General features: G+C 53.7%; 12 protein-coding genes and 2 tRNA genes. 10 read left to right on the top strand and 4 right to left on the bottom strand.

All coding sequences use genetic code 11. The annotated features are described in order from the left end of the window. Window positions 1–46: 46 nt before the first annotated feature. The gene (gene yhbY, locus ACQUTP_RS21210) at window positions 47–340 is read right to left on the bottom strand and encodes a ribosome assembly RNA-binding protein YhbY (RefSeq protein ID WP_002918374.1); all 294 of its coding nucleotides are present in this window, start codon (window positions 338–340) and stop codon (window positions 47–49) included. A gap of 123 nt (window positions 341–463) precedes the next feature. Here yhbY and rlmE point away from each other — a divergent pair, with 123 nt between their 5' ends. The 7 genes from rlmE to ACQUTP_RS21175 all read left to right on the top strand — a co-directional run bounded on the left by rlmE (window position 464) and on the right by ACQUTP_RS21175 (window position 6,603). Further along, window positions 464–1,093 carry a 23S rRNA (uridine(2552)-2'-O)-methyltransferase RlmE gene (gene rlmE, locus ACQUTP_RS21205; protein WP_002918373.1) on the top strand — a complete coding sequence of 210 codons (630 nt, stop codon included), beginning with the start codon at window positions 464–466 and terminating at the stop codon, window positions 1,091–1,093. 99 nt (window positions 1,094–1,192) lie between these two features. Continuing rightward, window positions 1,193–3,127 (top strand): ATP-dependent zinc metalloprotease FtsH, encoded by a 1,935-nt coding sequence (gene ftsH, locus ACQUTP_RS21200; RefSeq protein WP_004206183.1) that lies wholly within the window; start codon window positions 1,193–1,195, stop codon window positions 3,125–3,127. 96 nt (window positions 3,128–3,223) lie between these two features. Further along, window positions 3,224–4,072, top strand: coding sequence for a dihydropteroate synthase (gene folP, locus ACQUTP_RS21195; RefSeq protein WP_004206182.1), 849 nt, complete (start codon window positions 3,224–3,226; stop codon window positions 4,070–4,072). After that, complete coding sequence (gene glmM, locus ACQUTP_RS21190) at window positions 4,065–5,402, top strand: phosphoglucosamine mutase (protein WP_004206179.1); 1,338 nt, start codon at window positions 4,065–4,067, stop codon at window positions 5,400–5,402. Before folP ends, glmM begins: the two co-directional genes overlap by 8 nt. Window positions 5,403–5,631: 229 nt before the next feature. Next, the gene (gene secG / locus ACQUTP_RS21185; protein ID WP_002918369.1) at window positions 5,632–5,961 is read left to right on the top strand and encodes a preprotein translocase subunit SecG; all 330 of its coding nucleotides are present in this window, start codon (window positions 5,632–5,634) and stop codon (window positions 5,959–5,961) included. A 9-nt stretch (window positions 5,962–5,970) separates the two neighbouring features. Continuing rightward, window positions 5,971–6,057 (top strand) — tRNA-Leu (locus ACQUTP_RS21180). 297 nt (window positions 6,058–6,354) lie between these two features. Next, entirely contained in the window at window positions 6,355–6,603 is a 249-nt protein-coding gene (locus ACQUTP_RS21175) for a hypothetical protein (RefSeq protein WP_025999211.1), read from the top strand. A gap of 41 nt (window positions 6,604–6,644) precedes the next feature. Here the strand turns inward: ACQUTP_RS21175 and ACQUTP_RS21170 are convergent, their stop codons facing one another. The 3 genes from ACQUTP_RS21170 to argG all read right to left on the bottom strand — a co-directional run bounded on the left by ACQUTP_RS21170 (window position 6,645) and on the right by argG (window position 9,696). After that, complete coding sequence (locus ACQUTP_RS21170; protein ID WP_004206177.1) at window positions 6,645–7,196, bottom strand: YfaZ family outer membrane protein; 552 nt, start codon at window positions 7,194–7,196, stop codon at window positions 6,645–6,647. 353 nt (window positions 7,197–7,549) lie between these two features. Beyond that, a complete protein-coding gene (locus tag ACQUTP_RS21165; RefSeq protein WP_004206175.1) occupies window positions 7,550–8,179 on the bottom strand; it encodes a winged helix-turn-helix transcriptional regulator in 630 nt (209 codons plus the stop codon). Between the two features lie 173 nt (window positions 8,180–8,352). Then, window positions 8,353–9,696 carry an argininosuccinate synthase gene (gene argG / locus ACQUTP_RS21160; protein ID WP_004144895.1) on the bottom strand — a complete coding sequence of 448 codons (1,344 nt, stop codon included), beginning with the start codon at window positions 9,694–9,696 and terminating at the stop codon, window positions 8,353–8,355. 307 nt (window positions 9,697–10,003) lie between these two features. Here argG and ACQUTP_RS21155 point away from each other — a divergent pair. The 3 genes from ACQUTP_RS21155 to nusA all read left to right on the top strand — a co-directional run bounded on the left by ACQUTP_RS21155 (window position 10,004) and on the right by nusA (window position 12,256). Further along, window positions 10,004–10,080 (top strand) — tRNA-Met (locus ACQUTP_RS21155). Between the two features lie 208 nt (window positions 10,081–10,288). Then, entirely contained in the window at window positions 10,289–10,741 is a 453-nt protein-coding gene (rimP, locus tag ACQUTP_RS21150) for a ribosome maturation factor RimP (RefSeq protein ID WP_002918364.1), read from the top strand. Between the two features lie 27 nt (window positions 10,742–10,768). Next, a complete protein-coding gene (gene nusA / locus ACQUTP_RS21145) occupies window positions 10,769–12,256 on the top strand; it encodes a transcription termination factor NusA (protein ID WP_002918252.1) in 1,488 nt (495 codons plus the stop codon). Window positions 12,257–12,266 lie beyond the last annotated feature (10 nt).

The raw sequence follows: 12,266 nt of genomic DNA, 5'->3' as shown, positions 1-12,266 counted from the left end.
GAAATCCCTCGTTTTACACAAAGTTGTGTCGGGATTGAGGATATTCTTAGCGTGGCAGCGAGATTTTACGCTCTGGCGTTGGGCGGTACAGAACCAGCGTTTTACCGATGACCTGTACGTTACAGGCGCCGGTTTCGCGCACGATGGCTTCCACGATCAAGGCTTTAGTTTCGCGATCTTCTGAGGCGATCTTCACCTTGATGAGTTCATGGTGCCCTAACGCTTGTTCGATCTCGGCCAGTACCCCTTCGGTCAAACCATTGTTGCCAAGCATAACTACCGGCTTGAGCGGATGTGCCAGACCTTTCAGGTGCTGTTTTTGTTTAGTACTCAGATTCATCGTATTTTTTTGCTTACGTTGGGATTGAAAACGGGTCATTCTACCGCCATCTCCCATATATCGCCAAACTACCGCGTCGATTTTTACGCAGTAAAGTACGATGAACCCGAACGGGAATGTTAAATGACAGGTAAAAAGCGTTCTGCCAGCTCAAGCCGCTGGCTTCAGGAACACTTTAGCGATAAATATGTTCAACAGGCACAGAAAAAGGGGTTACGTTCCCGTGCCTGGTTTAAACTTGATGAAATACAGCAAAGTGACAAAATTTTTAAGCCGGGGATGACGGTAGTTGACCTCGGTGCTGCTCCCGGTGGCTGGTCGCAGTATGCGGTCACGCAGATCGGCAACAGCGGCCGCATCATCGCTTGCGATCTTTTACCAATGGATCCAATTGTTGGTGTGGACTTCCTTCAGGGCGATTTTCGTGATGAATTAGTCCTGAAAGCGTTACTTGAGCGAGTGGGCGACAGTAAAGTACAAGTGGTCATGTCCGATATGGCGCCGAATATGTGCGGAACACCGGCGGTGGATATTCCCCGGGCTATGTATCTGGTAGAACTGGCGCTTGAAATGTCTCGTGATGTATTAGCGCCAGGTGGTAGTTTTGTAGTGAAGGTGTTCCAGGGCGAAGGCTTCGATGAGTATCTTCGAGAAATTCGCTCCCTGTTTACGAAGGTCAAAGTTCGTAAGCCGGACTCTTCCCGCGCTCGTTCGCGTGAAGTGTATATTGTAGCGACCGGGCGTAAACCATAACCGGCAGATTTCAAACGAAAGTTTGAAAGAAACTGGATATAGAGTATCCTGACGCTGTTTTTAACACAGTTGTAATAAGAGGTTAATCCCTTGAGTGACATGGCGAAAAACCTAATACTCTGGCTGGTCATTGCCGTTGTGCTGATGTCAGTATTCCAGAGCTTTGGGCCCAGCGAGTCGAATGGCCGCAAGGTGGATTATTCTACCTTCCTGCAAGAGGTCAATCAGGACCAGGTTCGCGAAGCGCGTATCAACGGACGTGAGATCAACGTTACCAAGAAAGATAGTAACCGTTACACGACTTACATTCCGGTTAACGATCCGAAGCTGCTCGATAACCTGTTGACTAAAAACGTCAAAGTGGTTGGTGAACCACCAGAAGAGCCAAGCCTGCTGGCTTCCATCTTCATCTCCTGGTTCCCTATGCTGCTGTTGATCGGCGTCTGGATCTTTTTTATGCGGCAAATGCAGGGCGGCGGCGGGAAGGGCGCGATGTCCTTCGGCAAAAGCAAAGCCCGTATGCTGACGGAAGATCAGATCAAAACCACTTTTGCTGACGTTGCCGGGTGTGACGAAGCGAAAGAGGAAGTCGGCGAACTGGTGGAATACCTGCGTGAGCCGAGCCGCTTCCAGAAACTGGGCGGTAAGATCCCGAAAGGCGTCCTGATGGTCGGTCCTCCGGGTACCGGTAAAACGTTGCTGGCGAAAGCGATCGCTGGCGAAGCAAAAGTGCCGTTCTTTACTATTTCCGGTTCTGACTTCGTAGAAATGTTCGTCGGTGTTGGTGCATCTCGTGTGCGTGACATGTTCGAACAGGCTAAGAAAGCAGCGCCTTGCATCATCTTCATCGATGAAATCGACGCCGTCGGCCGCCAGCGTGGCGCCGGTCTTGGCGGTGGCCACGATGAACGTGAGCAGACCCTGAACCAGATGCTGGTTGAGATGGACGGCTTTGAAGGTAACGAAGGCATTATCGTTATCGCGGCGACTAACCGTCCGGACGTTCTTGACCCCGCGCTGTTGCGTCCGGGCCGTTTTGACCGCCAGGTGGTGGTTGGCCTGCCGGATGTTCGCGGTCGTGAGCAGATCCTGAAAGTGCATATGCGTCGCGTTCCGCTGGCGCCGGATATCGATGCGGCAATCATTGCTCGCGGTACCCCTGGCTTCTCCGGTGCCGACCTGGCCAACCTGGTCAACGAAGCGGCCCTGTTTGCTGCCCGCGGCAACAAACGCGTCGTCTCGATGGTTGAGTTCGAAAAAGCGAAAGACAAAATCATGATGGGTGCGGAACGCCGCTCCATGGTGATGACGGAAGCGCAGAAAGAGTCTACCGCTTACCACGAAGCGGGCCACGCGATTATCGGTCGCCTGGTGCCGGAGCACGATCCGGTACACAAAGTGACGATTATCCCGCGCGGTCGTGCGCTGGGTGTGACCTTCTTCCTGCCGGAAGGCGATGCGATCAGCGCCAGCCGTCAGAAACTGGAAAGTCAGATCTCCACCTTGTACGGCGGTCGTCTGGCGGAAGAGATTATCTACGGTCCGGAACATGTTTCTACCGGCGCGTCCAACGACATTAAAGTGGCGACGAACCTGGCGCGTAACATGGTGACCCAGTGGGGCTTCTCCGACAAACTCGGTCCGCTGCTGTATGCGGAAGAAGAGGGTGAAGTGTTCCTCGGCCGCAGCGTCGCGAAAGCGAAGCATATGTCCGATGAAACCGCGCGTATCATCGACCAGGAAGTGAAATCGCTGATTGAGCGTAACTATGGTCGTGCTCGCCAGTTGCTGAACGACAACATGGATATTCTGCACGCGATGAAAGATGCGCTCATGAAGTATGAGACCATCGATGCGCCGCAGATTGACGACCTGATGGCTCGTCGCGATGTTCGTCCGCCAGCGGGTTGGGAAGAACCAGGTTCTTCTAACAACTCTGACAACAATGGCACGCCTCGTGCGCCGCGTCCGGTTGATGAACCGCGTACGCCGAACCCGGGCAATACCATGTCAGAGCAGCTGGGCGACAAATAAGCTGCCGCTGTTGATGTCTTGTTTTAACCTTAAAACCCCGGGGCGCCCGCTCCGGGGTTTTTCTTTTTTAACCTCTTCTGTCTCAGGGATTTTGTGATGAAACTTGTAGCCCAGGGCTCAACCCTCGATCTCTCTCACCCCCACGTGATGGGTATTCTTAATGTGACGCCTGACTCCTTCTCTGATGGCGGCGCCCATAATTCGCTGATTGAGGCGGTGAAGCATGCCAATCTGATGATCAACGCCGGGGCGACCATCATTGATATCGGCGGTGAATCGACGCGGCCAGGGGCGGCTGAGGTTAGCGTGGAAGAGGAGCTTGCGCGGGTGATCCCGGTGGTGGAGGCTATCGCCCAGCGCTTTGAGGTGTGGATCTCAGTGGACACCTCCAAAGCGGAGGTTATCCGCGAATCGGCCCGAGCGGGGGCGCATATCATTAACGATATTCGTTCGCTGACCGAACCCGGCGCGCTGCAGGCTGCGGCGGAAACCGGGTTGCCGGTGTGTCTGATGCATATGCAGGGACAGCCGAAAACCATGCAGGAGGCACCGAAGTATGAGGATGTCTTCGCCGATGTAGAGCGCTTTTTTAATGAACACATCGTGCGCTGCGAACAGGCGGGGATCGCAAAAGAAAAATTGCTGCTCGACCCGGGATTCGGTTTCGGTAAAAATCTCACCCACAATTATCAGTTGCTGGCCAGGCTGGGAGAGTTTCATCACTTTGGTCTGCCGCTGCTGGTCGGTATGTCGCGTAAGTCGATGGTAGGTCAGTTGCTGAACGTTGGGCCGTCGGAACGGCTGAACGGCAGCCTGGCGTGTGCCGTCATAGCAGCAATGCAGGGCGCGCAGATTATCCGCGTCCATGATGTCAAAGAAACGGTAGAAGCGCTGCGCGTGGTGGAAGCCACCCTCGCCGCTAAGGGAAAAAAACGTTATGAGTAACCGCAAGTATTTTGGCACCGATGGTATTCGTGGCCGCGTCGGCGATGCGCCGATCACTCCGGAATTTGTGCTTAAGCTCGGCTGGGCGGCGGGTAAAGTGTTAGCGCGCCACGGCTCGCGTAAAATTATCATCGGCAAGGATACCCGTATTTCGGGCTATATGCTGGAATCGGCGCTGGAAGCCGGGCTGGCGGCAGCGGGACTCTCTGCATCGTTCACCGGGCCAATGCCGACGCCGGCGATTGCCTACCTGACGCGCGCCTTTCGCGCCGAGGCGGGGATCGTCATCTCCGCTTCACATAACCCTTTCTACGACAACGGCATCAAGTTCTTCTCCATTGAGGGCACCAAGCTGCCTGATGATGTGGAAGAGGCGATTGAAGCCGAAATGGAGAAAGAACTCACCTGTGTGGATTCGGCTGAGCTGGGTAAAGCCAGCCGTATCGTCGATGCCGCGGGGCGCTACATTGAGTTTTGTAAAGGCACCTTTCCCAATGAACTGAGCCTCTCCACGCTGAAAGTGGTGGTGGACTGTGCGCATGGCGCAACCTACCACATCGCTCCTAATGTATTCCGCGAGCTGGGCGCCCAGGTTATCGCGATGGGCTGTGAGCCTGACGGCCTCAACATCAACGAAGAGGTCGGGGCTACCGACGTGCGGGCGCTGCAGGCGCGCGTGCTGGCGGAAAAAGCCGATCTGGGCATTGCCTACGACGGCGATGGCGATCGGGTGATCATGGTTGACCATGAAGGCAATAAAGTCGATGGTGACCAAATCCTCTACATCATCGCCCGGGAAGGGCTGCGTCAGGGACAGCTGCGCGGCGGCGCCGTCGGTACGCTGATGAGCAATATGGGCCTGGAGCTGGCGCTCAAGCAGCTAGGCATCCCGTTTGCCCGCGCGAAGGTGGGCGACCGCTATGTGCTGGAGATGCTGCAGGAAAAAGGCTGGCGCATCGGTGCGGAAAACTCCGGCCATGTGATCCTGCTGGATAAAACCACCACCGGCGATGGCATCGTCGCCAGTCTGCAGGTGGTCGCGGCGATGGTACGCAACCACATGAGCCTGCATGACCTGTGCAGCGGCATGAAGATGTTCCCTCAGCTGCTGGTGAATGTGCGCTTTACCGAGGGCAGCGGCAACCCTCTGGAGAATGAGCATGTCAAAGCGGTGACCGCAGAAGTAGAAGCGGCATTAGGTAAGCGTGGCCGCGTCCTGCTGCGTAAATCGGGTACGGAGCCGCTGATCCGCGTCATGGTGGAAGGCGAGCATGAAGATCAGGTGCACGAGTTTGCGCATCGCATCGCCGAAGCGGTAAAAAGCGTCTAAGCTTGCTGGCTAAGTGGTTAAAAAGGCGGCGCTTGCCGCCTTTTTTATGATCGAATACCGGCTTTTTGCTGTTTTTTTCTGCAGTTGATACAATGTGTCGAAATTGCCCTTGCGAAGGTCATTCGCTTTGGTTAGTATTCACACCCGCTTCAGTGGGAAACGTTAAAACGCCCCGCTTTATTGGTCGAAGCACTTGGTATGCGGCGAATCCGCAAGGAACAGGTTGATTATGTACGAAGCTCTTTTGGTTGTTTTCCTTATTGTAGCGATTGGCCTCGTAGGTCTGGTTATGCTGCAGCAAGGTAAAGGCGCTGATATGGGAGCCTCCTTCGGTGCAGGCGCTTCCGGCACACTGTTTGGGTCCAGCGGTTCTGGTAACTTCATGACCCGTATGACCGGCATCCTGGCTGCGCTGTTCTTCATCATCAGTCTGGCGCTGGGTAACATCAACAGCAACAAGACCAGTAAAGGAAGTGAGTGGGATAACCTGAGCGCGCCGAAAACAGAGCAAACTCAGCCAACTGCGCCGGCTCAGCCGACCAGCGATATCCCGCACTAAGTATTCTGTACCGAGGTGGTGGAATTGGTAGACACGCTACCTTGAGGTGGTAGTGCCCTAACGGGCTTGTGGGTTCGAGTCCCATCCTCGGTACCAATATTCCAGAAAAAAGACGCTGAAAAGCGTCTTTTTTTGTTTTTATCCCCACCGGTCATTTATTAATAAACATCTCTTCGCTGGTCCCCTCCTTTTGCTGTCGTTAAAGTCGCCTCGTCAAATTAACAGAGGTGAAGTGACACAATGAACAAGATCGGGTTGCTTATCGTCGCCGGCGTGCTCGGTTTAGCGGGATGCAGTTCAACATCGCCATCCAAAACGGTGGAGACGATTAATACGCTAACCGTACCGGTATCGCACAGTGAGCCGGGGACTGCGGCGAACAATGCCCAGGCGGTGACGCGCTATTTCCAGGACAATACGGCACTGATTGGTCGCCTTAATCATTCGTTGAAAAGCCATTATTTGCAGGATGTAGAGCGCCGCGATGTTTTCGACAGACATAGTGAGGTATATCAGGTGTATGGCGCGTTGACCCGCCTGGAGCAGATGGCGTCCATGAATGACGTTTACCGTAAAGAGAATAATGTTGCTGGTCTGCAGGAGATCAACCGTGTACTGAAAAGCGTGCCGCTGACCAGCTGAGATGAGACAGGGACTGCCGGAAGGCAATCCCTGTGCATGGATTAAAAGCGGAAGTTAACCCCGGCATAGGCCCCGTCGGCGAGGGTGTTGTCGCGGTTGCCATTTTTCCCCGCCATATCGATATAACGATAGCCAGCTTCGATATTTAGCGACGGAAGCACGTTAAGGCGTAGCCCGGCATTGGCCTCCACATAATCATCGACGCCGCTGGACATCGAGTCCGGCGAGTAATAACCCTCACCGAAGAGCGTGAAGTACTGGCCGAGTGGGAGTTCTGCTCCGCCACCTGCGGCGATAGCGTAACCTTCATCACCATCTTTAGGGTTCAAATAGACCCCTTTACCGCCCAGCGTCATCAGAAAGGGCCCGAGGTTAAAGTTGTAACCCATTCCCAGTCCTACGCTGTCCCCGTCATTGTCGCTGTGGGCCCACTGGGTGTTGAACGTCATGCCAGGTTCCCCGGCACCAAAGCTGGCGGACAGATTGGTAAACTCGGCGCCGGCTTCACCATGCAGGTTAACGGATGCGCAGGCAGCGCTGCTGGCCCCTAAAGCGATCATCACGGCAACCATTTTTGGAGCAATAGACTTCATTGTTGAATTCCTTCAGATAAAAAAAAGCCCGATACGGGCGTTCGGGCAAAATTAACGGGTTTTTGGATCTCATCGTTATGGTCGCTGCAGACGGCAAACAAGAGGGGTCAACTCCCGCTGCCGCTGCTCACGCCTGGCCGATTTCCGGTGGCATATCCTGAGCCGGTGCAGGCCCGGCGGTTAACGCCGTGAGTGGCAGTCTGCTGGTTGATCTCAGGGACATGTTGTCCACCGGTAAATTCAGGAACTCAGCATAAAATTTTTCTTTTTTTACCGTTAGCGTTTATTGATTTAAATTTAAACATTTTCAACAGTAAGGTGAATAACGACAAAAAGATGGTGACGGGCGCGGGTTAGAATTTTTCCGGAAGCGAGGCGATACTTTGCAAATAACCGCCGCGGGCAAAGGCAATATAACCGCCTTTCTTTAAGGCTGACAAGACATTGAGAATACTGCTGCGCGACAGATGGGTCCGGTCCTGAATATATTCCAGAATAGACACGCGCTGCCGAGTCTCTTCGGTTAAGAGCATCATTTCCAGCAGATGGTTACGGATCACCGAATAGGTTCGCTGCTGCAGGACCAGATCGTCACGATATACCATATACGAGGTATGATAAGCCAGCAGGCTGGTAACTTCTTCCCACAGGTTGTGCTGACGGAATAGCGCCGACGCCAGGTCATAATCGATACGCAGCAGTTCGGAAGAGACCTCCGCCCGCAGACTATGGCTGCGGCTGGGCTGCAGCATTTCCGCCACGCCGAACAGATGCGGCTCATAGACGGTCACCATCAATAGCTTGTCGGAATTACGAATAATCGACAGCTCGCCTTTTTTAAAAATAAAGAGTTGGGTCTTACCTTTATATTCCCACGTTAGTCTTTTTCTGGCGATCGCGTTAACGGGCGTCGCGTGTGGCTCAAGCACATCGATCAGTCGGTCAATGGCCTTTTGCGGCCTGATCGGCGGTTTAATATTCATGATGTTTATCACCAGATATGAATTAATCAATTGAGGCTATTATAGTCAACAATTTTGCCGGCCGGGTGATAAGGAAAAAATGCCTCTTTTCGATTTTTCTGCTGCTGACTGGTAACAAAAAATAAAAAGCCGGCGGAGAGCCGCCGGCAGAGAGAGTAAACATCGTCAGGCGATTATTTGCCTTTGTTTTCCAGATTTTCAACCTGCGGTAAACCCGTCGCTGAGGAGGCGCTCAGCAGTCCAGACTGCGCGTAGCCGAACAGCTTCTCGCGAGTATCGGTGATATCCAGATTACGCATGGTCAACTGGCCGATACGGTCTTCAGCGGTAAACATGGAATCGCCTTTTTCCATGGTCAGGCGCTCTGCTTTATAGGTCAGGTTGTCTGATACCGTATTGAGGATCGAGTAGTCATTGCCGCGACGCAGCTCAAGGGTGACTTCGCCGGTGATCTGGCTGGCGACCCAGCGCTGCAGCGAATCACGCAGCATCAGCGCCTGGGAATCGAACCAGCGGCCCTGATACAGCAGACGGCCCAGCTGGCGACCGTGAGCGTGATACTGCTCGATAGTATCTTCGTTATGAATACCGGTCAGCAGACGCTCGTAGGCGATATGCAGCAGCGCCATCCCCGGGGCTTCATAAATGCCGCGGCTTTTCGCTTCGATAATGCGGTTTTCGATCTGGTCGCTCATGCCCAGGCCGTGACGACCGCCGATGCGGTTGGCTTCCAGCATCATTTCAACGTCATCGGCGAAGGTTTTGCCATTCAGCGCCACCGGGTGGCCTTGCTCAAAGCGTACGGTGACTTCTTCCGCAGGGATCTTCACGTTTTCGTCCCAAAACTTCACGCCCATAATCGGGTTGACGATCTTGACGCTGGAATTCAGAAACTCCAGATCTTTCGCTTCGTGGGTAGCGCCGAGCATGTTGGAGTCGGTGGAATAGGCTTTCTCGACCGACATCTTGTAGTCAAAGCCGCAGGCGATCATAAATTCGGACATTTCGTGACGGCCGCCGAGTTCATTGATGAAATCGCTGTCCAGCCACGGTTTGTAGATCTGCAGTTCAGCGTTGGTCAGCAGGCCGTAGCGATAGAAACGTTCGATATCGTTGCCTTTATAGGTGCTGCCATCGCCCCAGATGTTAACGCCGTCTTCTTTCATTGCCGCTACCAGCATGGTGCCGGTGACCGCGCGGCCCAGCGGCGTGGTGTTGAAATAGGTCAACCCGCCAGTGGTGTTATGGAAAGCGCCACACTGAATCGCGGCGATCCCTTCTGCGACCAGCTGTTTGCGGCAGTCGATCAGACGGGCACCTTCGGCGCCGTACTCTTTCGCGCGGCGCGGAATAGCATCGTAGTCGTCTTCGTCCGGTTGACCCAGGTTAGCGGTATATGCATAAGGCACGGCGCCTTTTTTGCGCATCCATAACAGCGCGGCGCTGGTATCCAGTCCACCAGAGAAAGCGATACCAATACGTTGACCAACCGGGAGATGCTTGAGAATCGTCGTCATAAAATAAAACCCTGCTCGATAGACTGTGGTGAGTTCGACCCAACAACCTTAACTGCATTTTTATGCATTAATTGTGAGTATTCATTTAACCATCTTTTACTGGCGACAGGAAGGGCTTCATCATCTTTTTGCTAAAAAAGCCTGAAATACCAGCACAAACGGCAATCGGGGGCGCTAAAATGCATGTTGACAAAATATACTAGTTGCCGTTACAATTCATCCCGATTTTATGTCCCGTCTTCGGTACCAAATCCCAGCAGTATTTGCGTCTTTTGCTCAAAAAGAGTAAAATATGCCACGTTTCAGGCGCGGGGTGGAGCAGCCTGGTAGCTCGTCGGGCTCATAACCCGAAGGTCGTCGGTTCAAATCCGGCCCCCGCAACCACTTTCCCATTAAGTACTTTTTCAAATATACTGTGAGGACTAGGTGTCCTTCGTAGCCGAATTTGAAAGAATTCTTGCGGAAGGTGTTCCAGATCGCCATGGCGATCTCAGGGTTCAGTTATCTAAAGCCCCGATTTATCGGGGTTTTTTGTTATCTGACTTCAGAATAACTGGGCTATACGCCCTTTTTTTATGTCTTGGGGGTGGGTTTGTCCACATTAGAGCAAAAATTGACAGAGATGCTCACTGCGCCGGTTGAAGCGCTTGGCTTTGAGCTGGTCGGCATCGAATTTATTCGCGGTCGCACATCCACACTGCGCATCTATATTGATAGTGAAGATGGCATCAACGTTGATGATTGTGCTGATGTGAGCCACCAGGTAAGCGCCGTCATGGATGTCGAAGACCCGATCACTGTCGCTTACAACCTGGAAGTCTCTTCGCCTGGTCTCGACCGTCCGATGTTCACCGCCGAACACTATCAACGTTTCACTGGCGAAGAAGTTGCGCTGGTGCTGCGCATGGCGGTTCAGAACCGTCGCAAATGGCAGGGCATTATCAAAGCGGTAGACGGTGAAATGATCACGGTAACCGTCGAAGGCAAAGATGAAGTGTTCGCGCTGAGTAACATCCAGAAGGCGAACCTGGTTCCCCACTTTTAACAGTCTGGATTGAGGTGAAAGGCCCCGATGAACAAAGAAATTTTGGCTGTTGTTGAAGCCGTTTCCAACGAAAAAGCGCTGCCGCGTGAGAAAATTTTCGAAGCGCTGGAAAGCGCGCTGGCAACGGCCACCAAGAAAAAATACGAACAAGAGATCGACGTTCGCGTTGAAATCGACCGTAAGAGCGGCGATTTCGACACTTTCCGTCGCTGGCTGGTTGTAGAAGAAGTGACCCAGCCGACGCGCGAGATCACGCTGGAAGCCGCGCGTTTCGAAGATGAAAGCATGAACGTCGGTGACTACGTCGAAGATCAGATTGAGTCTGTCACTTTCGACCGCATCACCACCCAGACCGCTAAACAGGTTATTGTGCAGAAAGTTCGCGAAGCCGAGCGCGCAATGGTGGTCGATCAGTTCCGCGAGCACGAAGGTGAGATCATCACCGGCGTGGTGAAAAAAGTGAACCGCGACAACATCACTCTGGATCTGGGCAACAATGCTGAAGCCGTGATCCTGCGTGAAGATATGCTGCCGCGTGAGAACTTCCGCCCGGGCGACCGCATTCGCGGCGTACTGTACGCAGTCCGTCCGGAAGCGCGTGGCGCCCAGCTGTTCGTGACCCGTTCCAAACCTGAGATGCTGATCGAACTGTTCCGCATCGAAGTGCCGGAAATCGGTGAAGAAGTGCTGGAAATCAAAGCGGCGGCTCGCGATCCGGGATCTCGTGCCAAAATCGCGGTGAAAACCAACGACAAGCGTATCGACCCGGTTGGCGCTTGCGTCGGTATGCGCGGCGCGCGCGTGCAGGCGGTTTCCACTGAGCTGGGCGGCGAGCGTATCGATATCGTCCTCTGGGATGATAACCCGGCGCAGTTCGTGATTAACGCTATGGCGCCGGCAGACGTCGCGTCCATCGTGGTGGATGAAGATAAACACACCATGGATATCGCGGTAGAAGCGGGCAACCTGGCGCAGGCGATTGGCCGTAACGGTCAGAACGTTCGTCTGGCCTCGCAGCTCAGCGGCTGGGAACTCAACGTGATGACCGTTGACGATCTGCAGGCTAAGCACCAGGCGGAAGCGCATGCCGCTATCGATACCTTCACCAAATATCTCGATATTGATGAAGATTTCGCGACAGTGCTGGTTGAAGAAGGCTTCTCCTCGCTGGAAGAGCTGGCCTATGTGCCGATGAAAGAACTGCTGGAAATCGACGGTCTGGATGAAGCCACCGTTGAAGCACTTCGTGAGCGTGCGAAAAACGCACTGACTACGCTGGCGCTGGCTCAGGAAGAAAGCCTGGGAGATAACAAACCTGCCGATGATCTGTTGAATCTCGAAGGTCTGGATCGTGCCCTGGCATTCAAACTGGCTGCCCGTGGTGTTTGTACGCTGGAAGATCTCGCCGAGCAGGGCGTTGATGACCTGGCTGATATCGAAGGGATGACCGACGAGAAAGCTGGCGAGCTCATCATGGCCGCTCGCAACATTTGTTGGTTCGGCGACGAAGCGTAATAAACTGTAG

It is taken from the genome of Klebsiella sp. 2-CIP_Kleb., from assembly GCF_050378715.1.
Classification (GTDB): Bacteria; Pseudomonadota; Gammaproteobacteria; order Enterobacterales; family Enterobacteriaceae; genus Klebsiella; species Klebsiella quasipneumoniae.
This window is presented reverse-complemented; position numbering and strand designations above follow the sequence as displayed.